19 protein-coding genes and 2 pseudogenes are annotated in these 25411 nt (G+C 70.7%); 14 read left to right on the top strand and 7 right to left on the bottom strand.

The window, feature by feature from the left end; all coding sequences use genetic code 11:
- Positions 1–70 precede the first annotated feature (70 nt).
- Both PH203_RS29040 and PH203_RS29045 read left to right on the top strand, forming a co-directional pair.
- A complete protein-coding gene (locus PH203_RS29040) occupies positions 71–412 on the top strand; it encodes a CHAT domain-containing protein (RefSeq protein ID WP_289923566.1) in 342 nt (113 codons plus the stop codon).
- Between the two features lie 77 nt (positions 413–489).
- Positions 490–3921 (top strand): CHAT domain-containing protein, encoded by a 3432-nt coding sequence (locus PH203_RS29045; protein WP_289923567.1) that lies wholly within the window; start codon positions 490–492, stop codon positions 3919–3921.
- Positions 3922–3975: 54 nt separating this feature from the next.
- On the opposite strand, the gene PH203_RS29050 is transcribed toward PH203_RS29045, so the two are convergent.
- Complete coding sequence (locus PH203_RS29050; RefSeq protein WP_289923569.1) at positions 3976–4407, bottom strand: YjbQ family protein; 432 nt, start codon at positions 4405–4407, stop codon at positions 3976–3978.
- Between the two features lie 122 nt (positions 4408–4529).
- On the opposite strand from PH203_RS29050, the gene PH203_RS49725 reads away from it, so the two are divergent.
- The 5 genes and pseudogenes from PH203_RS49725 to PH203_RS29070 all read left to right on the top strand — a co-directional run bounded on the left by PH203_RS49725 (position 4530) and on the right by PH203_RS29070 (position 8529).
- Positions 4530–4613: a putative leader peptide gene (locus tag PH203_RS49725; protein ID WP_313884353.1), complete on the top strand. Its 84-nt coding sequence runs from the start codon at positions 4530–4532 to the stop codon at positions 4611–4613.
- A 113-nt stretch (positions 4614–4726) separates the two neighbouring features.
- Complete coding sequence (locus PH203_RS29055; protein ID WP_289923571.1) at positions 4727–5602, top strand: ABC transporter permease; 876 nt, start codon at positions 4727–4729, stop codon at positions 5600–5602.
- Positions 5575–6358 (top strand): annotated as a pseudogene (locus PH203_RS29060) (ABC transporter ATP-binding protein). Before PH203_RS29055 ends, PH203_RS29060 begins: the two are co-directional and overlap by 28 nt.
- A gap of 33 nt (positions 6359–6391) precedes the next feature.
- Positions 6392–7389, top strand: a pseudogene (locus PH203_RS29065) (ABC transporter substrate-binding protein); the annotation flags it as partial.
- A 60-nt stretch (positions 7390–7449) separates the two neighbouring features.
- Positions 7450–8529: an NAD(P)-binding domain-containing protein gene (locus PH203_RS29070; protein WP_289923672.1), complete on the top strand. Its 1080-nt coding sequence runs from the start codon at positions 7450–7452 to the stop codon at positions 8527–8529.
- Positions 8530–8541: 12 nt separating this feature from the next.
- On the opposite strand, the gene mltG is transcribed toward PH203_RS29070, so the two are convergent.
- Both mltG and PH203_RS29080 read right to left on the bottom strand, forming a co-directional pair.
- Positions 8542–9414, bottom strand: a complete 873-nt coding sequence (gene mltG / locus PH203_RS29075; RefSeq protein ID WP_289923573.1) for an endolytic transglycosylase MltG — start codon at positions 9412–9414, stop codon at positions 8542–8544.
- Positions 9415–9457: 43 nt separating this feature from the next.
- Positions 9458–11260 (bottom strand): ABC transporter ATP-binding protein, encoded by a 1803-nt coding sequence (locus PH203_RS29080; protein WP_289923575.1) that lies wholly within the window; start codon positions 11258–11260, stop codon positions 9458–9460.
- Between the two features lie 93 nt (positions 11261–11353).
- Between PH203_RS29080 and PH203_RS29085 the strand changes: the two genes are divergently transcribed.
- Positions 11354–11812 (top strand): MarR family transcriptional regulator, encoded by a 459-nt coding sequence (locus PH203_RS29085; protein WP_289923576.1) that lies wholly within the window; start codon positions 11354–11356, stop codon positions 11810–11812.
- Between the two features lie 75 nt (positions 11813–11887).
- Here the strand turns inward: PH203_RS29085 and PH203_RS29090 are convergent, their stop codons facing one another.
- The 3 genes from PH203_RS29090 to PH203_RS29100 all read right to left on the bottom strand — a co-directional run bounded on the left by PH203_RS29090 (position 11888) and on the right by PH203_RS29100 (position 15746).
- A complete protein-coding gene (locus PH203_RS29090) occupies positions 11888–13261 on the bottom strand; it encodes a cation:dicarboxylase symporter family transporter (RefSeq protein ID WP_289923578.1) in 1374 nt (457 codons plus the stop codon).
- 179 nt (positions 13262–13440) lie between these two features.
- Positions 13441–15066: a peptide-N4-asparagine amidase gene (locus tag PH203_RS29095; protein WP_289923581.1), complete on the bottom strand. Its 1626-nt coding sequence runs from the start codon at positions 15064–15066 to the stop codon at positions 13441–13443.
- Positions 15067–15122: 56 nt separating this feature from the next.
- Positions 15123–15746 (bottom strand): L,D-transpeptidase family protein, encoded by a 624-nt coding sequence (locus PH203_RS29100; protein ID WP_354671271.1) that lies wholly within the window; start codon positions 15744–15746, stop codon positions 15123–15125.
- A 218-nt stretch (positions 15747–15964) separates the two neighbouring features.
- Between PH203_RS29100 and PH203_RS29105 the strand changes: the two genes are divergently transcribed.
- The 4 genes from PH203_RS29105 to PH203_RS29120 all read left to right on the top strand — a co-directional run bounded on the left by PH203_RS29105 (position 15965) and on the right by PH203_RS29120 (position 21005).
- Positions 15965–17752 carry an ABC transporter ATP-binding protein gene (locus PH203_RS29105; protein ID WP_289923582.1) on the top strand — a complete coding sequence of 596 codons (1788 nt, stop codon included), beginning with the start codon at positions 15965–15967 and terminating at the stop codon, positions 17750–17752.
- Positions 17749–19530, top strand: a complete 1782-nt coding sequence (locus tag PH203_RS29110) for an ABC transporter ATP-binding protein (protein WP_289923583.1) — start codon at positions 17749–17751, stop codon at positions 19528–19530. The genes PH203_RS29105 and PH203_RS29110 overlap by 4 nt, the downstream gene beginning before the upstream one ends.
- 737 nt (positions 19531–20267) lie before the next feature.
- Positions 20268–20729 carry a DUF5709 domain-containing protein gene (locus tag PH203_RS29115; RefSeq protein ID WP_289923584.1) on the top strand — a complete coding sequence of 154 codons (462 nt, stop codon included), beginning with the start codon at positions 20268–20270 and terminating at the stop codon, positions 20727–20729.
- Between the two features lie 15 nt (positions 20730–20744).
- Positions 20745–21005 carry a type B 50S ribosomal protein L31 gene (locus PH203_RS29120; protein ID WP_289923586.1) on the top strand — a complete coding sequence of 87 codons (261 nt, stop codon included), beginning with the start codon at positions 20745–20747 and terminating at the stop codon, positions 21003–21005.
- Positions 21006–21049: 44 nt separating this feature from the next.
- Here PH203_RS29120 and PH203_RS29125 read toward each other — a convergent pair whose 3' ends face one another.
- Positions 21050–21844 (bottom strand): metal-dependent hydrolase, encoded by a 795-nt coding sequence (locus tag PH203_RS29125; RefSeq protein WP_289923588.1) that lies wholly within the window; start codon positions 21842–21844, stop codon positions 21050–21052.
- Between the two features lie 145 nt (positions 21845–21989).
- Between PH203_RS29125 and PH203_RS29130 the strand changes: the two genes are divergently transcribed.
- Both PH203_RS29130 and PH203_RS29135 read left to right on the top strand, forming a co-directional pair.
- Positions 21990–24503 carry a DEAD/DEAH box helicase gene (locus PH203_RS29130; RefSeq protein ID WP_289923590.1) on the top strand — a complete coding sequence of 838 codons (2514 nt, stop codon included), beginning with the start codon at positions 21990–21992 and terminating at the stop codon, positions 24501–24503.
- A gap of 19 nt (positions 24504–24522) precedes the next feature.
- Positions 24523–25392, top strand: coding sequence for an acyl-CoA thioesterase II (locus tag PH203_RS29135; protein ID WP_289923591.1), 870 nt, complete (start codon positions 24523–24525; stop codon positions 25390–25392).
- Positions 25393–25411 lie beyond the last annotated feature (19 nt).

Here is a 25411-nt window from a genome sequence, read left to right on the forward strand (position 1 = left end):
GAAGACGTACCACGACTACGGCTCCCGGCCGACGGCAATGCCTCCCTCCGCTTGACCGGCCCCTCCAGCGGTGTGCCGAGGCGCTTGCCAGACAGGGCTGGGCAGCCGGCATCTCAGCGAAGGACTGCTCGGTCTGCGTCGCGCGTTCGTCCAAGCCGGGGCGCGCACGCTGGTGACGAGCCTGTGGCAGATGTCCGACGCCGAGACGGAGACGCTGATGACCGACTTCTACCGCCGGGTCAGGGCCGGCGAGGGCAGGGCCGCAGCGCTGCGCAACGCCCAACTGGCCCTGAAGGAACGTCAGTCTCACCCGTACCGCTGGGGGGCCTTCGTCGGTCAGGGCGACCCCGGCGGCCTGGCCGGGCTGTCTCCTGGAACACCGCCATCCGACGAGATGGGCCAATTACCTTAATTGCCAAGCGTATTGGGCAACCTCCCGGTCCGCACGCCGGAGCGCCCTCCGGGAGGTGGACGTCAGGAGCTGACAAGATGGGCTTCGCCGTACACGAACTGCTCACGCTCCTCCTCTCGGACCAGCTGGCCGCGGCTTCCGCGGGAGCCTCTGCCGAGCTCACCGCCGCGGCCCGGGCACTAGCGGCCGGCGAGCCGAAGCGGGCCCTGCGGCAGCTGCCCGGCGCACTGACGTCGCAGGGCGCCCAGGACACCGCCGAGGCCCTGCGGATCGCCGCGTACACCCTGGACCTGAACTGGTATCCGGGCAACGGCGGGGCGGTGGTGATGACGGAGGAGGAGATGCGCCGGGCCGGACAGGAGCCGCCGAGCCCCGCGAACCGCGGCGCCGCTCTGGTCGCGCTCGTCGCGGCACGTTTCCTGCCGCTCGTTCAATCGGCGCGCAGCATCGCCGACAGCGCACTCACGAGCGGGGAGACGGCTGCGACTGACATCGTCCTGTCCCAACTCGCCGGATTGGGCGCCGAGTTGCGCGGTCACGGCGAACCCCTGCTGCAGTCGTACCTGGCGCTCGCGGTGGCCGACGTGGCGCACCGGTCAGGGCGGTTCGACGAGGCGGCAGCCGGGCTCGATGCCTGTCGGCGCCTCGCTGACGGTGATCCTCATGTACTCGCCCGGCTGAGCCTGCTCCAGGGGGATCTGGCCCTGACTCCGTCGGGCCCGCCGGAGCTGATGGGTGAGCGGCTGGGGCCGACCGGGCCGGTCACGCCCGCGCCGGACCCGGTGGCGGCCGCCTCCCACTATGCGTCGGCCGAGCAGTACTACGCGAAGCTCGCCGCACCGCGCGGACGAGCTCTGGTCGCCCTGCGCCGGGCTCACTCGGCCCGGCTGTCCGGTTACCGTCCGGGGCGTGTACGGAAGTTGAGGCAGGCCCACGAGTGGGCCGTCGAGTCGGGCGACGCTGCGCTGTCGCAGGTCGTCACCGTGCACCGGATGCTCGACGAACTCGACGAGGGCGGTGAGATCCCGTGGCGGGAACTGGAAGGGATCGCCCGGTGGAGCCGGACCGAGGGCAGCACCAGCCTCGCCCGTGGCCTCGTCCGATTGTTCGTGGTCCGTGGCACGGCCGCGCAGGCGGCCGGCCGCACACTCACGGCGCTGCGCTGCCTGCGCTCCGGCCGTCGTCTCGCCGCCGGGATCGATGCCCCGGTCGAGAGCGACCTGGCCGACCGCGCCTACCTGGACCTGCTGGACCGGGTCAACTTCCGGCGCGCCTCAACCGTGTTGCTGGCCGCCGACACGATCCGGGCAACGGCCGCCCTGCACACACCGCAGGCGGACACGGTGACATGGATGCGGGCCGCGGAGCTGGCGATGTCTCTCGACGGTGCCGTCGAGGCGTTGGCCGACCCGGACCTCAAGGCCGTCGCGGGAGCGCGGCTGACCGAGGTCGATGCCGCGGCGGAGCGGCTCACACGCTCCTGGCCGCCGGGACGGATGGCAGTGGAGGCCGTGCGGGAGAGCCTTCGCCGGGCACCCACGCTGCTGTTGCGCTACCGAGCCCGCAGGGCACTGCAGGCAGGATTCCGGGAGGAGGCGCACGCACTGCTGGAACGCGCACTGTCCGACGCCGGCGACGACGCACTGCTGCGGATCACGCTGCTGTTCGAGCTCGACCGTCGCGCTGAGGCACATGCCGGGGCCCTTGAGCTGTTTCGGCGCGGAGGCATCCATCCCGATCACGCGGTCGAACTGTTCCTGCGACTGGGCGATCCGAAGACGGCGAGCGAGGCGCTGGTCCGGCTTGACCAGGTAGGACGCCCCGGTGGGACGGTGCGCCCCTGGGAGGAGGCCGGCCGCCGCGCGGATCTCGCCGAGGCCTTTGGCGACCACAGGACCGCAGCCGACCTCGGCGAGGAGGCGGTGGCCCGGTACGAACAGTGGTCCTCCCAGTTGGTGCGGGACGTGCTGCGCACGTCGATGACGGACGACGTCTCTGTCGCCGGCATCTACCACACGGCGGTCATGGCCAGAATCGGTCTCGCCGAGCAAGCCCGCACGACGTCGGTCCGCGACCACGAGATCGCCCGGGCCTTCGAGCTGTCCGACCGCTGCCGGGGCATCGGCGTCGAGATGCTGCGCGTCATCGACGCCCTCACGTCCGGCCCTTCGCTCGACGCGGCCCGGGACTGGCTCCGCGCGGGTTCGGCCTGGGCGGCCGCGTACGAAGGGCTGGTCGACGCGGTCACGGGCGACCCTGCGCACACCCCTTCGTCGGCACGGCTGCGGCGCAGCGTTCTCGCCGTCGAGGAGGACCTGGAGCGTGCCGAGTCACGCGTCACCCGGCTGGCCCCGGCGCTTCTGGCGGGTCGCAGGGGCCCGCGGGCCGACGGCGCCTCTCTCGACGCGGTGCGGGACGGCCTGACCGAGGACGCCCGGCTCCTCATGTACGACACGTTCGACGACGACCTTCTGATCTGGATCGTCGACCGGGAGGGCGTCGGGTACGTCCGCAGCGAGGTCCCCCATCGCGACCTGGCTTGCGACGTGCGGCGCTTTCACAGCGCCTGCGCCTCCGGCCGCCGTGACGAGACGGCGGAGCGGGTCCTGTCGGAACAGCTGCTCGATCCGGTGAGCGAGGCCCTCGGCGGCTGTCGCCGGCTGTACGTCGTCCCGCACCGGTCCCTCGCTCTGGTGCCGTTCCATGTCCTGCCCGTGGGTGGTCTGCCACTGGGGGAAAGGTGCGTCGTGTCCCACCCTCCGGCCGCCGCGCTCCTGGCCCGGCCGGACAGTGGCCGCCCGCCCCGGCTCGACGAGCGCACGCTGCTCGTCGGCGCCCCCGCCTACGCGCCGGACCGGAGGCTGCCCGAACTGCCGGGCACAGCGACCGAGGTGACGGCGATCGCGCGCCTTCTCGGAGCCCGTCCGCTGTTGGGCGGTGCGGCAACGGAGCGTGCCGTCGCCGACGCCGCGTCAGGCTCGACGGTCCTGCACCTGGCGACACACGGCGTGGTGTACGAGCACGCCCCGCATCGCAGCCATCTCGCTCTGTCCGGCCACGATTCACTGACCGTGGGCGATGTGACCGGGCTCGATCTGGCCGCGGATCTGGTGGTTCTGTCCGCCTGTCACACGGGCCGGGGCACGGCCACCGCCGGAGGTGACGTGGTCGGTCTGGTGCGCGCAGCCGTCGCTACCGGCGCACGGCATGTGGTGGTGTCGTTGTGGCCAGTGGACGACGAGGCGGGGGCCCTACTCATGACGTGCCTCTACGAGTCGCTGCTGGCAGAGCCTGGTACCTCGGTGGCTCAGGCTCTCGCCATGGCTCAGCGGCGCGTGCGAGCCCTCGATGCGGTCGGTCGCCGAGAGGCTTACGACGGGTTGCGCACGCAGACGGGTACCGCTGCCGCCGCGGGAGGAGCACGAGACGTGGCAGGAACACCTGTCTTCGCCGACGACGATTCGAACTTGCCTTACTACTGGGCTCCGTTCATTCATGTCGGAACCTGATCGTACTGTGCGATTCCACGCACCGGTGAGTCGAACCCTGAAGCCGGCCCGGGATCACGAGCCGGCGAGAAGGAGAGACAAGCGGACCTTTCGTTGGGGGTTGTCCCTGTTCGTGTCCACCAGGCACACCGACTGCCACGTCCCCAGCTCCAGCCTCCCGCCCACCACCGGCAGCGTCGCGTGCGGCGGCACGAACGCCGGGAGGACGTGGTCGCGGCCGTGGCCCGGGCTGCCGTGGCGGTGCTGCCAGCGGTCGTCGGCGGGGAGGAGGGTGTGGAGGGCGGCGAGGAGGTCGTTGTCGCTGCCGGCGCCCGTTTCGATGATCGCGACGCCCGCGGTGGCGTGCGGGACGAAGATGTTGAGGAGGCCGTCCCGGCCGGCGGCCGCCTCGCGCAGGAAGGCCTCACAGTCGGCGGTGAGGTCGACCACGCGCTCGGTCGATCCGGAGGTGATGTTCAGAACTCGGGTGGTGAACGCATCTGACATACCGCCATCCTCGCCCATCCGCCGGACCGCACGGGTGATCTGCCGCCCGCCCCGCGATACGGCGGGTCCATTCCGCGAGACGCCATTGACCATGGCCACGCCATCTGGCCACGTTCGGCGGCATGTTGCGTTCAGCCCTGCTCACCACGCGCGGTCACATCGACCTGCTGCGGGTGGCCTCCGCCGCGTGTCGCCGCGGCCGCTGACGCCCTTCTGCGGCTCTTCACCCTCTCCGGCGTCCGCGCCGCCCCCTGCCCGTACGCGTCCGTGACGCGGCGGCGCTCCGGCGCGCCCCGCTCTCCCCCTCCGTGGAGCACTCATGAGCATCAGCCATGCCCCACCCAGCGCCTCTGAGCCGGATATTTCCGAAATACCCTGCAGCGATGCCCCGCTGGAGCTCGAACCCCTCGTCCCCACTTCCTCCCGCCGCACCCGCGTCCCTCGCTGGCTGCGCCGCACGACCGGCCCTGTGGTCCTGCTCCTGCTGTGGCAGGTCCTCAGCTCCACCGGCGTGTTGACCTCCGACGTGCCGGCCTCCCCGGGGCGGATCGCCCAGGTCGGGAGCGATCTGATCGCCGACGGTTCGCCGGCCTCCGCCATGGGCACCTCGCTCCGACGGGTCGCGGCGGGGCTGCTCCTCGGCACGCTCGTCGGCACCGGACTCGCCCTGGTCTCGGGCCTGTTCAGGATCGGCGACGATCTGGTGGACGGGCCTGTCCAGATGCTGCGGACCGTGCCGTTCGTGGGTCTGATCCCGCTGTTCATCATCTGGTTCGGCATCGGTGAGGCGCCGGAGATCGCCATCATCACGCTCGGCGTGACCTTCCCGCTCTACCTCAACGTCTACGCCGGCATCCGCGGTGTGGACTCCCAACTCATCGAGGCCGGCAAGTCGTTGGGGCTGTCCCGGTGGGGGCTGGTGCGGCATGTCGTGCTGCCGGGCGCGCTCCCCGGTGCCCTGACCGGGTTGCGCTACTCGCTCGGCATCGCCTGGTTCGCGCTGGTCTTCGCGGAGCAGGTCAACGCGGACTCGGGGATCGGGTTCCTCATGGTGCAGGCGCGGGACTTCCTGCGGACCGACGTCATCGTGGTCTGCCTGATCGTCTACGCCTTCCTCGGTCTGCTCGCCGACTTCATCGTCCGCTCCCTCGAAAGGCTGCTGCTGCACTGGCGACCGACGTTCACCGGCCGGTGAGCACCCGGCGGAACACCCGGGCGGTGCGCGTCGAGGGGCTGACCCGCTCCTTCGGCGGCCGTGCCGTCATCGACGACCTCCGACTCGACGTGCGGGCGGGCGAGTTCGTGGCTCTGCTCGGCCGCAGCGGCTGCGGCAAGTCCACCCTCCTGCGCATCCTCGCCGGGCTCGACCGGGACATCGAGGGCACGGCCCTGGTCCCGCGCCGCAAGGCCGTCGCCTTCCAGGCGCCCCGCCTGATGCCGTGGAAGAGGGTCTGGCGCAACGTCCTGCTCGGCCTGCCCGGCAAACCGGCCCGGACCGTCGCCGACAAGGCCCTGGAGGAGGTCGGTCTGAGCCATCGTACGAACGCCTGACCCAAGACCCTCTCCGGCGGTGAGGCCCAACGCGCCTCCCTGGCAAGGGCGTTGGTGCGCGAGCCCGATCTCCTGCTGCTCGACGAGCCTCCCCCACTGCCCTGAACGGGCGCGGGAGGTGCCCCCAGGCGCGCTCGACGCGCTCACCCGTATCAAGGCCCAGCGTCTGGTGGGCGAGTTGTGGCAGCGGCGGGGCTGCGCGGTCCTGCTCGTCACGCACGACGTCGAGGAGGCCGTCCTGCTCGCCGACCGTGTCCTGGTGATGGACGACGGCGTCATCGCCCATGAGCAGCGCATCGACCTGGACCGGCCACGCGACATCGCCGACCCGCGCTTCGCCGAACTCCGCGCCGGCCTGCTGGAACGGCTCGGCGTCGACACCGCCGCCGAAGCCGCCTGAACCACCACCCCCATCCCCATGAACGGAACCGTCATGCGACGACGCCTCGCCCCCGCCGCCCCGCTCCTCCCGCTCGCCCTCCTGCTCACCGCCTGCGGCGGCAGCACCACCGCCGGTACCGGCTCCGGCACCGACGGCCAGGGCTCGCTCACGCTCGACGTCGGTGACCAGAAGGGCGGTTCGGAGGCGATCCTGCGGGCCGCCGGTGAACTCGAGGGCCTCGACTACAAGATCAAGTGGTCCACGTTCACCTCGGGCCCCCGCTGCTGGAGGCCGTCAACGCCAAGGCCGTCGACATCGGCGGGGTCGGCAACACCCCGCCGGTGTTCGCGGCGGGCGCAGGCTCGAGGATCAAGGTGGTCGCGGCCTGGCACGGCGCCTCCAAGGGCGAGGCCATCCTCGTACCCAAGGGCTCGGTGCTGGAGAAGACCACCGACCTCAAGGGCAAGTCGGTGGCCGTCGCGCAGGGTTCGTCCGCGCACTACCAGCTCATCGCCTCGCTGAAGCAGGCCGGGATCGAGCTCGGCGACGTCAAGGTCAAGTACCTCCAGCCGGCCGACGCCCTGGCCGCGTTCACCAGCGGCAAGGTCGACGCGTGGGCGGTCTGGGACCCGTACACCTCACAGGTCCTTCAGGCCGGGCAGGGCAGCATCCTCACCAGCGGTGCGGGCGTCGTCAACGGCCTCAACTTCCAGGTGGCGGCGCCGGGTGCGCTGGCGGACGAGAAGAAGGCCGCGGCGGTCAAGGACTACCTGCAGCGGCTGCGGCGTGCCCAGGAGTGGGTCCACGGCCACCAGGAGGAGTGGGCCAAGGTCTGGGCGAAGGACACGGGGCTGCCTTACGAGGTGGCGCTGGCCTCGGTGCAGCGCAGCAACTCCACCCGGATCGCAGTCGCTGTCGCCAAGCCGCTCATCGCCTCGGAGCAGCAGATCGCCGACACCTTCACCGAGCTGAAGCTGATCCCGAAGAAGGTCGACTTCGACGACTTCGTGGACACGCGGTTCAACGCCGGCCTGCCGCCGTCGACCACGCCGGCGCGCGGCGAGGGCTGGTCAGGGAAGATCTACGACCCCGGGGCCGTTAGTAGAAACGTGAACAACACTGAGGTCGTCGTCATAGGCGCTGGTCAGGCAGGTCTCTCCAGCGCCTATCACCTGCGCCGCACGGGCTTCGAGCCGGACCGCGACTTCGTCGCGCTGGACCACTCCCCCGGCCCGGGCGGCGCCTGGCAGTTCCGGTGGCCGTCGCTGACGTACGGCAAGGTGCACGGGATGCACTCGCTGCCGGGGTTGGAGCTCACGGACGCCGATCCCGCGCGACCGTCCTCCGCGGTGATCACCGAGTACTTCGACACCTACGAGCGCACCTTCGGTCTGCGGGTGCGGCGGCCCGTGGACGTGCGTGCGGTGCGGGAGGGGGACGGCGGGCGGCTGCTCGTGGAGACCTCTGCGGGGACCTGGGCGACGCGGGCGCTGATCAACGCGACCGGGACCTGGGACCGGCCCTTCTGGCCGCGCTATCCCGGTCAGGAGACGTTCCGGGGGCGGCAGCTGCACACCGCGCAGTACCCCGGGCCCGAGGAGTTCGCCGGGTTGCGGGTGGTGGTGGTCGGCGGAGGCGCGTCCGGGACGCAGCATCTGCTGGAGATCGCCCCGTACGCGGCGTCCACCACCTGGGTCACACGGCGGCCTCCCGTGTTCCGCGAGGGGACGTTCACCGAGGACGTGGGGCGGGCGGCCGTCGCGCTCGTGGAGGAGCGGGTACGGCAGGGACTGCCGCCGAAGAGCGTGGTGTCGGTGACCGGGCTGCCGCTCAACGACGCCATCCGGCAGGGCCTCGCGGACGGGGTGCTGGACCGGCAGCCGATGTTCGACCGGATCACCCCGGAGGGCGTGGCGTGGGACGACGGGCGGCAGGTCGAGGCCGACGTCATTCTGTGGGCGACCGGGTTCCGGGCCGCCGTCGACCATCTGGCGCCGCTGAAGCTGCGTGAGCCGGGCGGCGGGATCCGGGTCGAGGGGACGCGTGCGGTCGCCGACCCGCGGATCCATCTCGTCGGCTACGGCCCGTCGGCCAGCACCATCGGCGCCAACCGGGCGGGCCGGGCGGCCGTGCGGGACATCAGGCGGCTGCTCGAAGGGGAACCCAAGCGGGAGGAGGCCGCCGTCTGACGCCCCGCCGGGTCACTTCTTCGGCTGTGCGGGCGGCGCCGACTGCGAGGTCTGCGCACCGCCGCTCTTCTGGTTCGCGTTGAACTCGGCCACGTTGCGCAGGTGCTCCCCGTAGTCAGCCGTGAAGCGGGTGTCGCCCGGCTTGACCGTGACGAAGTACAGCCAGTCGCCCGGCGTCGGTGAGATCGCGGCGCGCACGGCCTCCTCGCCCGGGTTGTCGATCGGGGTCGGCGGCAGGCCCATGCGCTGGTACGAGTTGTAGGGGCTGTCGATCCGGGTGTCGGCCTCGGTCGTCTTCAGCGTGGAGCGGTTCAGCGCGTAGTTGATGGTGGAGTCCATCTGGAGCGGCATCCCGCGCTCCAGGCGGTTGAAGATGACCCGCGCGACCTTGCCCATGTCGGCCTTGGTGGCGGCCTCCGCCTGGACGATGCTCGCGATGGTGACGGCCTGGTAGACGTTCATCGCGTTGCGCTGGGCGCCGGCGGCGATCGGCGCCCCGTTGAACTTCTGGTTCGCGGTGTTGACCATGAACGACAGCAGCGACTCGGGGGTCGTCCTGTCGTTCAGCGGATACGTCGCCGGGAAGAGGTATCCCTCCGGGTTGCCCTCGGCGTCGTTCGGCAGCTTGAGGGCGGCCTTGGCCAGCGCCTTCCTGGTGGTGCCGGCCGGGCGGGCGAGGGACTTGTCGACGGCGTCGTAGATCTGGCTCGCGCGCCAGCCTTCGGGGATGACCAGCGAGGTGGGCTTGGCGTCCTTGTCGCTGTCCAGGCTGAACAGCGGCACCGCCACGGCGGTGCCGGCCACGACGGCCCCGGTCGCGATGAGGACGAGACGGCCCCGGCGGGTCAGTCGAATCGAGCTCCGTGACGGAGTGTTCTGGTACATGCGGGCACGGTAACCCCCACATCATTACAAACCCGGCATATCTTCAGCTTGTCGGTTCCAGTTGAGCATCCCGGCGTACGAGGGCGGCGTACCGTCCGTCCTTCTCCAGCAGTTCCTCGTGCGTGCCGCGCTCGGCCACGCTCCCGGAGTCCAGGACCACGATCTGGTCGGCGCCGCGGACGGTGGACAGACGGTGCGCGATGGTGAGGGTGGTGCGATTGGCGGACAGGGCGTCGATGGCGTCCTGCACGGCCGCCTCGGTACGGGTGTCCAGTGCGCTGGTCGCCTCGTCGAGGATGAGGACCGGCGGGTCGCGCAGGATCGTACGGGCGATGGCCAGGCGCTGTTTCTCGCCGCCGGAGAAGCGGTGGCCGCGCTCGCCGACGACCGTGTCGTAGCCGTCGGGCAGGCTCGCGATGTGGTCGTGGATCTGGGCCGCGCGCGCCGCCGCGTGGAGCTCCTCGTCGGTGGCGTCGGGCTTGGCGAAGCGCAGGTTCTCGGCGACCGAGGCATGGAAGAGGTACGTCTCCTGGGAGACGACGCCGACCGCGCGGGCGAGGGTGTCGAAGTCGAGGTCGCGCACGTCGACCCCGTCGAGGGTGACGCGGCCGCCCGTCACGTCGTAGAGCCGCGGGACCAGGTGGCCCAGCGTGGACTTTCCGGCGCCGGTCGGGCCCACGACGGCGAGGCTGCCGCCGGCGGGGACGGTGATGTCGATGCCGTCGAGGATGGGAGCGCCCTTGTCGTCGTACCGGAACTCCACGCCCTCCAGACGGACTTCGCCCTTGATCTCGTCGAGGTGGACCGGGTTCTCGCGCTCGGTGATGTCGACGGGCAGGTCGAGGTACTCGAAGATGCGCTGGAAGAGCGCGAGCGAGGCCTGGATCTGGACGCCGGTGCCCAGCAGGCTGACAGCGGGGCGGAAGAGGCCCTGCTGGAGCGAGACAAAGGCGACGATGGTGCCGATCGAGACCTGCGGGCCGCCCGTCTGGAGGGCGAGGCCGGCCGTCCAGTAGATGACGGCGGGCATGGCGGCCATGACGATCGTGATGACGGCCATGCGCCAGCGCCCGGCCATGCTGGACCGCACTTCGAGGTCGACCAGGCGCTCGGACTCGTCCGAGAAGGACCGGGTGAGCGAGTCGGAGCGGCCCATGGTGCGGCCGAGCAGGATGCCGCTGACCGAGAGGGACTCGGTGACGGTGGCGGCCATCGCGGCCATCTGCTTCTGGCGCTGGGTGGTGATCTTCTTGCGTTCGTTGCCGACGCGGCGGCTGATCCACACGAACACCGGCAGGAGCAGGAGCGATACGACGGTCAGGCGCCAGTCCAGGGCGATCATCGCGACGATCGTGGCGACGACGCTGGTGGCGTTGGAGACCAGCGAGGTGGCGGTCGAGGTGACGGTCGCCTGCATGCCGCCGATGTCGTTGGCGATACGGGACTGGACCTCGCCGGTGCGCGTGCGCGTGAAGAACGCGAGCGACATCCGCTGGAGGCGGTCGTAGACGGCGGTGCGCAGATCATGCATGACGCGCTGGCCGACCGTCGTGGAGATCAGGGTCTGCAGGACGCCGAAGACGCTGGTCAGCACGGCACTGAGGATCATGCCGAGCGCAAGCAGGCTGAGCAGCCCGGTGCGGCCCTCGGGGATCGCGACGTCCAGCGTCTCCTTCAGCAGGAAGGGCGTGGCGACCGAGACCAGCGACGCGGCGCCGACCAGGAGGCCCACCACGGCGAGACGGCTGCGATAGGGGCGGAAGAGTTTCAGGATGCGGCGGACCTGCCGGGGCTGCTCCGGTGAGTTGCCGGCCGGCGTCCATTTGAGTTCGTTGTCGGGGTGCATGGGCTCCTTCGGGAGGCTGATTGCGTGAGACTCAGGACCATAGCTCATTGTTACCTATACTCACAATGCACATGGTCCTGTTATTGTTCCCGTATGACCACCCCCGATTCCGACGGCCTGCTCGCCGAGCAGCTGCTCCGGTTCACGCGGCGTGTGCACCGCATCCAGAAGCGGCACATCGAGCAGAGCGGTCTGGGCGTCACACCTGCCCAGTCGCGGCTGCTGCGCACGCTCGCGCACTACGGTTCGCCGCCGCGCATGGCCGATCTGGCCGAGCGGCTGGAGGTCGTACCGCGCGCGGTGACGTCGTTGGTCGACGGCCTCGAGGTGAGCGGCAAGGTGCGGCGGGTTCCGGATCCGACCAACCGGCGGGTCATCCGGATCGAGCTCACGGACGACGGGCGCAAGGCGCTGCGGGAGCTGCGGGAAGCGCGCAGGTCGGCGGCGGCGGAGATCCTGGAGCCGCTGACACAGAAGGAGCGCGCGGTGTTGGGCGTGTTGCTGGACACGTTGGTGGACGGGGCGGCGCCCGAGCCCGGGAAGCGTTGCTGACGGCATGAAAGAAGGCCGCGGCGGTGTGCCGCGGCCTTCTTCGTCGTACTGCTGGGGTCAAGCGTCCTACTGGGGTCAACTGACCCCGGAAGCCGTCTCCTTCGTCTTCTGAGCGGGTACGACCGCCTCGACGACCTCCTCCTCGGGGTCAGGCTCGGCCTTCCCCTCGTCCAGCACCTTCTTCGCCTTGTCCAGGTCCAGGGCGCCCTCCCAACGGGACACCGCGAAGACGGCGACACAGTTGCCGAGCAGGTTCGTCACGACGCGCATCGAGTCCATGATCCGGTCGACACCGAGGAGCAGGGCGACGGCGCCGGCCGGGATCGCACCCAGCGAGGAGGCGGTCGCCGACAGGGCGAGGAACGCCGAACCCGGGATGCCCGCCATGCCCTTGCTGGTCAGCATCAGCACCAGGATGACGGTGACCTGCTGGCCGAGCGTGAGGTCCACGCCGACGGCCTGGGCGATGAAGAGGGTGCCGATGGAGAGGTAGAGCGAGGCACCGTCGAGGTTGAAGGAGTAGCCGGTCGGCAGCACCAGACCCACCGCGTCGTCACGGGCGCCCGCCTTGCGCAGCTTCTGCATCACCCGCGGCATGACGGACTCGGTGGAGGCGGTGCCGAGAGCGAGCAGCATCTCCTCGCGGATGTAGCGCAGGAACTTCCAGAGGCTGAGCCCGGTGAGCAGCTTGAGCGCGATGGCGAGCAGCGCGATGAAGAGCGCGGCGGCCGCGTAGCACAGGATGATCAGCTTGGCGTAGGTCTCGATGACGCCGAGGCCGTAGTTGCCGATCAGGACGGCCATCGCACCGAACACGGCGATCGGGGCGAGGCGCATGATGAAGCCGACGACCGCGAAGATGATCTCCTGCGCCTGCTCGATGGCGGGCAGCACCTGCGGCACCTTGGTGTGGCCGAGGTGGAGCAGCGCGGCGCCCACCAGGCAGGCCAGGATGAGGACTTGGAGCAGCGCGTTCTCGGCGAAGGCGCCGATGAAACTGGTCGGGATCGCGTTGACGATGAACTCGGTCGTCGAGGGCAGGGCGCCGCCGCCCGTCTTGGCGTCGACCGCCGAGGCGTCCAGCGTCGACGGGTCGACGTTCATGCCCGAGCCGGGCTGGACGACGTTGGCGGCGAGCAGACCGATGAGCAGGGCGAGCGTGCTCGCCACCTCGAACCAGATCAGCGCCTTGAGCCCGATCCGGCCGAAGGCCTTGAGGTCACCGGCCTTGGCGATCCCGACGACGACCACGCAGAACACGAGTGGCGAGATGATCGTCTTGATGAGCCGGATGAAGCCGTCGCCGAGCGGCTGGAGGTCCGAGGCGAAGCCGGGCCACAGCTTTCCGACAACGATGCCGAGGACCAGCGCGACGGCGACCTGGGCGAAGAGTGAGGTACGCAGTATGCGTGCGACGCGTCGCGGCAGGGACGGGACGGACGGCGGCACGGGCACTCCTTGTGGGGAACGTGGGTGCACAGAGGCCCCAAGGGGACGTCGGAGACTTCTGCGATACGGAAAGCGGCTTCCGTGGCGATCACTTTGACCGCGCCGTTGATCCCGCACAAGACCGCCGCGTTTCAGCCGCGTAAATCACGCCCTGAGTGACGCATCGCACACAACTCCCCTCAGCAGCCCTTACGGTCCTCGGTCAGTACGCCCTGCACACTGGTCAGCGACCGGTCGTAGCAGCCGTTCGGCCCGTACAGCCGGTACCGCTCGCTCGTCGTGCCGACCGCGTGCCGCTGGTCGCGCGGAACGTTGAGCGTCCAGGTGGCGTCGCCGGTGTAGGTGTCGTCGAGCCACTGGGTGCGCCGGCCGTCGAGGGCGGCCGAGGCACGGTCACCGAGGGTCAGCACGGTCCGCAGCCGGTCGTCCGCGCCGATCGTCGTGATGCCGTCCATCGTGTACGTCCGGTGCGTGCGCGTGGTCCGGGCCGGGCCGCGCCCGTCGACGGTGACCGACTCGTCGTCCGTCCAGGTCGCTTTGAGTGCGTCGAGGTTCTCGCCGTCGGTCCAGCGGTGCGTGGAGGTGTTCGCCAGGGAGCGGCGGACGGTGGTCGCGACCCGCCCGTGCGAGGTGTCGACGTAGCCGGCGACGGTGAGCCGGTGGGCACCCTCGGTGTCCAGCCGGTGCTCCGAACCCGGTGTGTACGTCGAGGAGTTGGTGAGGTCACCGGCGGAGTGCGCGGTGAGCCTGCCGGTGACCTGAGTGCGCTTGGCGTCCTGCCAGACCAGGACGTTCACGGGGGCGCTCCAGCCGGTCTGCCCCTCGGGGACGCCGACGACGTCGACCTCGATGCGGTGCGGGCGGCCGTCGTTGAGGATCCCGGCGAACGGCGTCAGGTCGTATTCGATCGGCTTGATGTCGAAGGCACGGGGGCCCGGAATCACGTACCAGAGAAAGGGGTTGGACCAGCCGCCGGTCCACACGTGCGGGAACGGCGCGGCGATTCCGGCGAGTTGGCCGTCGACCTTGATCTGGACCTCCCGGTAGGGACCGCCCGCGGCCTTGCAGGAGTACGGCGCCTCGTCCGGCACCGTCAGATACCAGTACTCCTCGCAGCCACCGCCGGAGCCGGTGGCGTACACCTCGGCGACGATGCGTTCGCTGTTGCGCGGGGTGGTGACGGTGCCGTCGGCCGGGGTGAGGACCTGGTCGGGGGTGCGGGCGGCGGGACGGCCGGCCGCGTAGAAGGTCAGCGTGACCTTGACGTCGATGATCCCGGTGTACGTGTCGTCGACGACGTTCCCGATGAGCATCTCGACGTCCCGGGTGCCGCGCAGGGTGTCGCTGTAGCGGGTGACGTCCTTCTCGACCGACCACTCGATGCCGTCGGGCGAGGGCTGCGGAGTCGACGTACGGAAGATCTCGACCCCGCCGATGTGCAGATATCCGAGCCGGTCGTACTGACGGCCCTTCACCTTGCCGTCCATCCGCAGGACGACCTTGCTCCAGCGGTCTCCGCAGCCCTCCGGCGGGGTGTAAGTCCCCTTGTACGGCGTGAAGTCACGGAACTGGGCCTCGGCCAGGGTGACTTGGCAGGACTTGCCGGAGGGCTTGGTGACGGGCGGGGCGGCGGTGACGGGGTCGTGCCAGTCGGAGCCGAACTCGGCGGGCACGTCGGCGGATCGGGCCGACGCGCCCGTGGATCGGGCTGTCGTTCCGGCCGACTGGGCGGGTGCCGCCCCGAGGAGGGTGCTCGCCACGAGGGTCGCCCCGGCGAGCATGGACATGATGATCCGTCTCTTCATGGCCGTGTTCTACGGTGAGTTGGGCACCCTCCGCAATGAGGCGTCCTGCGTGAGTGCTAGCTCGCCAGGTCGGCCCTGTCCCCCATCACCACCACAGGATGCTGGTCCGGATCGAGCGTGCGCAGCAGATGCTCCATCGCCGCTCTGGACAGGCTGACGCAGGCGGACGTACCGCTTCCGTGGTCCAGATGCAGCCAGATCCCGCCGCCCTTGGCTGCCCCCTCGGGGCGCGTCGGGTCGTTCGGCGGGGTGCCTTTGACCCGGTTGTAGTCGATGGCGATGACGTGGTCGAAGTCATGCCGGTGGGACTCGTCCCACCAGCGCGGGACGGCGAAGGCGGCGGATTGTGTGTAGGGAAGTTTCGAGCCGGGGTCCTTCAGGACCCCGCCCGCGTCGGTGAGAGTGAACACCCCCACGGGGCTGCGCTTGTCGCCCTCACGGTGGTCCGTCGTCCAGCCCTTCCTGCCGTTGTGCGCGGGCCAGCTGCGCAGCCGCTCCCAGGCGGCACCGCGCTTGCCGTAGAGGACGACCGTGGAATCCGCTGACTCCTTGCCGTCGCCATAGACCGCCACCACCTGACGGGAGTCCGCGGGGACACGGCGCTGGAAGCGGACTCCGATGCCCGGGATGCCGGTGGGCGCGGTGGGGGCGGTGGCCTTCGGCCTCTCCGTGTGGGTCACCGGATGACGTTCGCCGGCCCCGCAGGCGGACAGCGCCGCCAGGAGGATTCCGCAGATCACCACATGTCGTACATCGCTCCGCACTCCGCCATGGTCGCACCCCGCGCGCGGAAAACCGTTTGCCCCCGACCACGCAATGACGCGAACCTTTCACGGTTTGCTACCGCCGACCGCGGTCCTTCCACCCCCTGACACGAGCCACTGGGACGACATCCGTCATGCAGATTCAAGACCTTCCGTATCCGGATCCGGGTGTACCGGACGCGCGCTCGGGTCCCCGGTTCCTGTGGTGGCTGTTCCGGAACCAGCTGGGCGGACAGCTCAAGTCCCTCGCCTGGGGACTGCTGCACTTCACGTCCGTCTCCGCGCTGCCGTTCTGTGTGGGCTTCGCCGTGCAGGCCGTCGTCGACCGTTCGGGTACCCGACTCGCCCTCGCGGGCGGGCTGCTGGCGCTCGCTTGCGCGGGCAACGCGATCGGTGACACCTTCCTGCACCGCACCGCCATCACCAACTGGATCACCGCCGCCGCGCGCGTCCAGCAGCTGCTGGCCCGCAAGGCCTCCTCGCTGGGCTCGGCGCTGACCCGGCGGGTCTCGGCCGGTGAGGTCGTGGCCGTCTCCACCGGTGACATCGAGAAGATCGGCTGGTTCGTGGAGGCCGTCTCCCGGTTCACCGCGGCCGCCCTGACCATCGTGATCGTCTGTGTGGGCCTGGTGGTCTACCAGCCCGCGCTCGGCGTGGTCGTGGCCGTGGGGCTGCCCGTGCTGGCCGTGGCCGTGCTGCCGCTGCTGCCGCGGGCGACCCGGCGGGCCGACTTCCAGCGGGAGAAGGCGGGCCGGGCCACCGAACTGGCCTCGGACACCGTCGCCGGACTGCGGGTGCTGCGCGGCATCGGCGGCGAGGACCTCTTCCTCGACCGCTACCGCCGGGCCTCGCAGGAGGTGCGCCACGCGGCCGTGCGCAGCGCCCGCATGTGGTCCCTGATCTCCGCGATCCAGGTGCTGCTGCCGGGGCTGCTGCTGATCGCGGTCGTCTGGCACGGCGTGGGCCTGGCCCGCGAGGGCCGGATCGAGATCGGCGAGCTGGTCACCGCCTACAGCTCGGTCATGATCCTCACCTATCCGCTGCGGCACTTCGAGGAGATCGCCATGGCGTACTCCTTCTCCCGTCCGTCGGCCCGCCGGGCCGCGCGGGTGCTGTCGCTGGAGCGGGCCACGTCCGCCGAAGGGTCGCTGTCCGGCGAGCCACCGGCCGGCGACTTGTACGACCCGGCGACCGGTCTTCTCGCCCCTTCCGGGCGGCTCACCGCCGTGGTGTGCGGCGACCCGGACGCGGCGGGGGCGCTGGCGGAGCGGCTCGGCGGCCACCCCGCCGAGGAGGGCACGTCCGTGCTGATGGGCGGGGTGCCGCTGGACGAACTGCCGCTGTCCGTCGCGCGGACCGCCGTGCTGGTCCAGGACAAGGACCCGGTGCTGCTGTCCGGCACGCTGCGCGAGCTGCTCGACGTGCCCGCCTCGGGTGACGTCGACCCGCGCGACGCGCTGGCCGCCGCCCAGTGCGAGGACGTGCTGGCCGCCCTGGTCCAGGGCTCGCTCGACGCCCGGGACCCGATGGACGCCCGTATCACCGAACGCGGGCGCTCCCTGTCGGGCGGCCAGCGCCAGCGGCTCGCACTGGCCCGGTCCCTGTTCACGGACCCGGAGGTGCTGGTCCTGGACGAGCCGACCTCGGCCGTGGACTCGCACACCGAGGCCCGGATCGCCGACGGCATACGCGATCTGCGGTCCGGCCGTACGACCGTGGTGTTCACCTCGTCGCCGCTGCTCCTGGACCACGCGGACCGGGTGGTGCTGGTGCACGAGGGTGAGGTCGCGGCCGTGGGCGTGCACCGCGAGCTGGTGCGCACCGAACCCCGGTACCGCGCGGTCGTGACCCGCGAGACCGACGAAGAAGCAGACGAGGCCGCCCTGAAGGGCGTGCTGGAAGAGATCGAGGAGACGGCATGATCGGCGTGGCGCCACCGGCGTACGACCCGGCGGCCCCGACGACGGCGAACACCCTGCCCGTCGGGGGCTCCGCGACCGTACGCGCATACGTGGGCGAGCTGTTCCGCAGACATCGCCGTGCGTTTCTCGTCCTGATCGTCGTCAACACGGTGTCCGTGGTGGCGTCGATGGTGGGGCCCTGGCTCCTCGGCGGGCTCGTGGAGCGAGTGTCCGAGGGTGCTCGGGAGCTCCATCTGGAGCTGACGGCAGGGATGTTCGTGCTCGCGCTCGCCGTGCAGGCCGTGTTCGTACGGCAGGTACGGCTGCGCGGCGCGATGCTCGGCGAGCGGATGCTGGCCGATCTGCGCGAGGACTTCCTCGTGCGGTCGGTCGGCCTGCCGCCGGGTGTCCTGGAACGGGCCGGCACGGGTGATCTGCTGTCCCGGATCACCACCGACATCGACCGGCTGGCCAACGCGATGCGCGAGGCCGTGCCGCAGCTGTCGATCGGTGTGGTGTGGGTGTTCCTGCTGCTCGGCGGACTCGTCGTCACCGCGCCCCCGCTGGCCGCCGCGGTGTTTCTCGCCCTCCCGGTGCTGGTGATCGGCTGCCGCTGGTACTTCAGGCGGGCGCCGTCCGCCTACCGCTCGGAGGCCGCCGGGTACGCGGCCGTCGCCGCCGCGCTCGCCGAGACCGTGGACGCCGGGCGCACCGTCGAGGCCCAGCGCCTCGGCGAGCGCCGGGTCGAGCTGTCGGAGCAGCGGATCAAGGAGTGGACGGCGTGGGAGCGGTACACGCTCTGGCTGCGGTCGGTGCTGTTCCCGTTCATCAACGTCGCCCACGTGATGATCCTCGCTTCCGTCCTGATGGTCGGCGGTGTGTTCGTCCTGCGGGGCTGGATCGACGTCGGTCAGCTGACGACCGGTGCGCTCATCGCGCAGATGCTCGTCGACCCGGTCGGGCTGATCCTGCGCTGGTACGACGAGTTGCAGGTCGCCCAGGTGTCGCTGGCCCGGCTGGTCGGGGTCCGGGACGTCGAACCGGACGCCGGTGACGACTCGGTGGCCCCCGACGGTCGCCATGTGCACGCGGACCGGGTGCACTTCGGCTACCTCGAGGGCGTGGACGTGCTGCGCAAGGTGTCCCTGGAGGTCGCCCCCGGCACACGTCTCGCGCTGGTGGGACCGTCCGGGGCGGGCAAGTCCACCCTGGGCAGGCTGCTCGCGGGGATCTACGCACCCCGGGACGGCCGGATCACCCTCGGCGGCGCGGAGCTGTCCCGGATGCCTGCCGAGCAGGTCCGCTCCCATGTGGCCCTGGTCAACCAGGAGCACCACGTCTTCGTGGGCTCCCTGCGCGACAACCTGCTCCTCGCCCGCACCGACGCCGCCGACGCGGAACTGTGGGCGGCACTGGGCGCGGTCGACGCGGACGACTGGGCGCGGGGACTCGACCAGGGTCTGGACACCGAGGTGGGCTCGGGCGGGTTCTCGCTGACTCCCGCCCAGGCCCAGCAGATCGCGCTGGCCCGTCTGGTGCTGGCCGACCCGCACACGCTGGTCCTCGACGAGGCGACCTCGCTCCTGGACCCGCGCGCGGCCCGGCACCTGGAGCGGTCCCTGGCCCGCGTCCTCGACGGCCGCACCGTCGTCGCCATCGCCCACCGGCTGCACACCGCCCACGACGCCGATGTCATCGCGGTCGTGGAGAACGGCCGGATCAGCGAGCTGGGCAGCCACGACGAGCTGGTCGCGGCGGACGGGGCGTATGCGGCGCTGTGGAGGTCCTGGCACGGGTGACGCCGGGGCCGGCGGCTGCGCCGGCTGAACCGGTTGAGCAGGGCCGGGTGGTCGGGAGCCGTCGTACTTCGGTACGGCGGCTTCCGGCTGTTCGGTGTGCGGGGAGGGGGCGGGGGCTGGCGTCGTTGTCTGGCGCATGGCCTCCGGCGTCGGGCGCCAGGCGGGAGCGGTTCGGTGTCTGGCGTTCGGTGCGTGGCCTCCGGTCTCGGGCGTCTGGCGGTCGGCGCATGGTCCGGTCGCAGGCGTCTGGCGGTCGGTGCATGGCCTCCGGTCACAGGCGTCAGGCATCCGGCACCTGGCATTCGGCGTCCGGCATCCGGCATCCGGCATCCGGCGTCCGGCGAGGCGATCCCCGGTCCGGGCAGTTCGGGCCTCCGCGCCCACCAGATGCGCCACCACACCAGGAGCACGACCACACCAGGTCCGGCGCCACACCAGCGACAGCGCCACCGCGTGCCCCGGCCCGCGGCTCTCCGCCGAACGGGGACCGCGCGGCCCCGCGCCCGCCGCCCGGGGTGTCCCTCCGCCGACCAGGTGTGACGCGGCCCGGCCTCCCTGTGTCCGGGCCCGTCCGCGCTCCGTGCCGTTGCGCGGGGGTGAAAAGGGGTGGAAGTCTGGAGAGCGGCACCGGTTCGGGGAGCGTTCGGGAACCGTGCGTGGCACGCCCGACGTAGCCTGTGCCCACACCGCGGCGGCCGCGGTGGCCGCGGGCCCGGCCCCATCACCTGGAGGTATCCGTGAACAGCGCCGACGGATGGGGAGACGACGTCTACCAGCCCGACGGGTCCGAGATCCAGGACGACGCGGGACTGCTGGACGCTGAGGACACCCTGGAGTACGACGGTGTCGGTGATCCCCTCGACCGCGGCTGGTCCCCTCCGGAGCGTCCCTGGGCGGTCGAGCACACCGGTGTGGCGGTGTCCGAGCGCGAGACCCTGGACCAGCGGCTCGCCGAGGAGCTGCCGGACACCCCGGTGCCCGACGGTGACGGCATCGGCGACGCCGACGGCACCGACGGCGAACTCCTGGACAACGAGGTGGGCGCCCGTCGCTCCGGCCGCCTCGTGGCCCCCGACGAGGGCGCCCATGAGGACGAGGAGAGCGCGCTGATCGCCACGGACGTGGGCATCGACGGTGCGGCGGCGTCGGCCGAGGAGGCCGCGATGCACATCGTCGACGAGGACACCCTGTCCGGCTGACCCCGAGGAGCACGTATGCAGCAGGACAAGCACCCCGACTACCGTGAGGTCGTCTTCCGCGACCGCGCCGCCGGCTACGCCTTCCTCACCCGGTCCACCGCGACGAGCGAGCAGACCATCGTGTGGGACGACGGCGAGACCTACCCCGTGGTCGACGTGGAGATCTCCTCCGAGAGTCACCCCTTCTACACCGGCAAGGCCCGGACGGTGGACTCCGAGGGACGCATCGCGCAGTTCGAGCGACGGTACGGCGGCGGGACGGGCTCCGAGAAGTGAGCTTGCCGTGAAGACGGCACGGGCACCGCGCCCCGGCCGCTTCCTCAGATGAAGTTGAGGGCCGCAGCGCAGCCCACGCCGCCGAGCACCATGAACGCCGGCATCAGCACCTTCAGCTCGACCCAGCTGCCCGCCCGGAACCGCATCGCCTTGGGCGGCCCGATCGGGTACCAGCGCTTGCGGCCCACCGGGATCGGCCACAGGATCGGGCAGCCGGAGACCGTCAGCGCGTCCCCGATGTCGTGGACCAGTGCGCCCAGCAGCACGGGCAGGCCCAGCCACAGGTACTCCTGCCCCGGCTGCGTGAACAGCCAGTCCGAGCCGTTGCCCGGTTGGTCCAGGACGCCGGCGAGGATCCACGCGCTGGTCGCGGCCAGCAGCCAGACGAGGATGTCGGCGCTGGAGCCACGGGTCGCCCGCCACAGCAGGCCCTCGATGGCCAGCACCATGTGCACGAAGAGGATGGCGAGGACGGCCCAGCGGCCACCGGTGATCGCCGCCACCGAGGCACCCGCGCCGATCAGCACGGCCCACAGCCAGGTGTGGGTGAGCGTGCGATGCCCGCCGGAGCGACGGGGGTCGCCCTGCTTCTTCGTCGCCTTGTAGACGGCGTAGGAGAGCTTGTCGACGATCTCGCACAGTCCGCGTGAGACGGGCCCGAAGGCCCGCGAGATGGTGGCGGCCTTGTGGTCGAGGTCGGGGGCGAGGGCGGCCCCGGCGCAGATCAGGGCGCCGGCCAGCAGCACCGGCCAGGGCATGGTGTGCCCCGCCGCGGCGGCGGCCGCTCCGACGCCCAGCCAGGCGGCGGCTCCCGACAGTGAGTGTGCTGGTCCCATCATGGCCGTTGCCCGCCCCATTCCTCTTGTGCCGCTGTCCAGTTGACCGGCCGCGCTGACGCTGTGTCGGCGACACAGCGTACTGGTCGTGATCTTTGTAGCCGCATCCGATTCCCCTCTGGGGTGGAAGGGCAGGCAAGATGGGTGGGTGACCCTCATCGATCAGCTGCCGCAGACCGCAGACCCCGACGCCCTCTACGAAGCCTTCGAGTCGTGGGCCGAGGAGCGCGGGATCACGCTCTACCCCCATCAGGAGGAGGCGCTGATCGAGGTGGTCTCCGGTGCGAACGTGATCGTTTCGACGCCCACCGGCTCCGGCAAGAGCATGATCGCGGCGGCCGCGCACTTCGCCGCCCTGGCCCGTGACGAGGTCACCTTCTACACGGCTCCGATCAAGGCGCTGGTCTCGGAGAAGTTCTTCGAGCTGTGCAAGATCTTCGGCACCGAGAACGTCGGCATGCTCACCGGCGACGCCTCCGTCAACGCCGACGCCCCGGTCATCTGCTGCACCGCCGAGGTGCTGGCGTCGATCGCGCTGCGCGACGGCAAGCAGGCGGACGTCGGCCAGGTCGTGATGGACGAGTTCCACTTCTACGCGGAGGGCGACCGCGGCTGGGCCTGGCAGATCCCCATCCTGGAGCTGCCGCAGGCGCAGTTCATCCTGATGTCGGCCACACTCGGCGACGTCTCGATGTTCGAGAAGGACCTCACCCGGCGCACCGGCCGCCCGACGGCGGTGGTCCGCTCGGCGACCCGTCCGGTCCCGCTCTCCTACGAGTACAAGTTCACCCCGCTCACCGAGACCCTGACCGAGCTCCTCCAGACCAAGCAGGCACCGGTCTACATCGTGCACTTCACACAGGCGCAGGCCGTGGAGCGGGCGCAGGCCCTCATGAGCATCAACATGTGCTCGAAGGAGGAGAAGGAGCAGATCGCCGATCTGATCGGCAACTTCCGCTTCACCACCAAGTTCGGCCGCAACCTCTCCCGTTACGTACGGCACGGCATCGGCGTCCACCACGCCGGCATGCTGCCGAAGTACCGGCGTCTGGTGGAGAAGCTCGCGCAAGCCGGTCTGCTGAAGGTCATCTGCGGCACGGACACGCTCGGCGTGGGCGTCAACGTCCCCATCCGCACCGTGCTGTTCACGGCCCTCACCAAGTACGACGGCAACCGGGTCCGGACCCTGCGCAACCGTGAGTTCCACCAGATCGCCGGCCGCGCGGGACGCGCCGGCTTCGACACGGCGGGCTTCGTCGTCGCGCAGGCGCCCGAGCACGTCGTGGAGAACGAGAAGGCGCTCGCCAAGGCGGGCGACGACCCGAAGAAGCGCCGCAAGGTGGTCCGCAAGAAGGCTCCCGAGGGTTTCGTCGGCTGGACGGAGAACACCTTCGAGAAGCTCATCGCCTCCGACCCGGAGCCGCTGACGTCCCGTTTCCGGGTGACGCACACGATGCTGCTGTCGGTGATCGCCCGTCCCGGCAACGCCTTCGAGGCGATGCGGCATCTGCTGGAGGACAACCACGAGCCGCGCAAGGCGCAGCTCAAGCACATCCGCCGCGCCATCGCCATCTACCGCTCGCTGCTGGACGGCGGCATCGTCGAGAAGCTCGACGAGCCGGACGCGGGCGGCCGCATCGTCCGCCTCACCGTCGACCTCCAGCAGGACTTCGCGCTCAACCAGCCGCTGTCCACCTTCGCCCTCGCCGCGTTCGAACTCCTCGACCCCGATTCGCCGTCCTACGCCCTGGACATGGTGTCGGTCGTGGAATCGACGCTGGACGATCCACGGCAGATCCTCGTCGCCCAGTTGAACAAGGCCAAGGGCGAGGCCGTCGCCGCGATGAAGGCGGACGGCATCGAGTACGAGGAGCGCATGGAGCGCCTCCAGGACATCAGCTACCCCAAGCCCTTGGAGGAGCTGCTCTCCCACGCGTACAACACGTACCGCAAGAGCCATCCCTGGGTAGGCGACCATCCGCTCTCCCCGAAGTCCGTCATCCGTGACATGTACGAACGGGCCATGTCCTTCACGGAGTTGGTGTCCTTCTACGAGCTTGCTCGCACCGAGGGCATTGTCCTGCGTTACCTCGCCAGCGCCTACAAGGCGCTGGACCACAACATCCCGGACGACCTCAAGTCCGAGGATCTGCAGGACCTCATCGAGTGGCTCGGCGAGATGGTGCGCCAGGTCGACTCCAGCCTGCTCGACGAGTGGGAGCAGCTCGCCAACCCGGAGGAGATGACCGCCGAGGAGGCCCAGGAGAAGGCCGACGAGGTCAAGCCGGTCACCACCAACGCGCGGGCCTTCCGGGTCCTCGTCCGCAACGCCATGTTCCGCCGGGTCGAACTCGCCGCCCTGGACCAGGTCGAGGAGCTGGGCGAGATGGACGCCGAGTCCGGCTGGGACGCCGACGCCTGGGGCGAGGCGATGGACAAGTACTGGGACGAGTACGAGGACCTCGGCACCGGTCCCGACGCCCGTGGGCCCAAGCTGCTCCTGATCGAGGAGGAGCCGGAGAACCGCCTGTGGCGTGTCCGTCAGATCTTCGACGACCCGAACGACGACCATGACTGGGGCGTCAGCGCGGAGGTCGACCTGACGGCCTCCGACGCGGAGGGCCGCGCGGTCATCCGTGTCACCGACGTCGGCCAGCTGTGAGCACTGGAGAATCCCACCCATGACGAACCCGGCCGAGAGACTGGTCGACCTGCTCGACCTGGAGCAGATCGAGGTCAACATCTTCCGTGGCCTCAGCCCCAACGAGTCCCTGCAGCGGGTCTTCGGCGGCCAGGTCGCGGGCCAGGCGCTGGTCGCCGCCAACCGCACCACCGAGGGCGACCGTCCGGTGCACTCGCTGCACGCGTACTTCCTGCGGCCGGGCCGGCCCGGGGTGCCGATCGTGTACCAGGTCGAACGGGTGCGGGACGGCAGGTCGTTCACGACCCGCCGGGTCACCGCCGTGCAGCAGGGGCGCACGATCTTCAATCTCACCGCCTCCTTTCACAAGCCTGAGGAAGGTTCCTTCGAGCACCAGCTGCCGCCGGCCCGCAAGGTGCCGGACCCGGAGTCGCTGCCGTCGGTGACCGAGGAGATCCGGGGGCATCTGGGCGAGCTGCCCGAGCAGTTGGAGCGGATGGCGCGCCGCCAGCCCTTCGACATCCGCTATGTGGACCGGCTGCGCTGGACCCGCGAGGACGTCAAGGACGCCGAGCCGCGCAGCGCGGTGTGGATGCGCGCGGTCGGGCCGCTCGGCGACGACCCCGTCGTGCACACCTGCGCGCTGACCTACGCCAGTGACATGACCCTCCTGGACGCCGTCCGCATCCCGGTCGAGCCGCTGTGGGGCCCGCGCAGCTTCGACATCGCCTCGCTGGACCACGCCATGTGGTTCCACCGGCCGTTCCGCGCGGACGAGTGGTTCCTGTACGACCAGGAGTCGCCGATCGCCACGGGTGGGCGGGGTCTGGCCCGCGGCCGGATCTACGACCTGGAGGGACGGCTGCTCGTGTCCGTGGTCCAGGAAGGGCTGTTCCGGGCGCTGGCGTAGGCCGGGCGCTCCAGGGGCA

Origin of the sequence: Streptomyces sp. S.PB5 (assembly GCF_030403745.1) — a bacterium.
Lineage (GTDB): Bacteria > Actinomycetota > Actinomycetes > Streptomycetales > Streptomycetaceae > Streptomyces.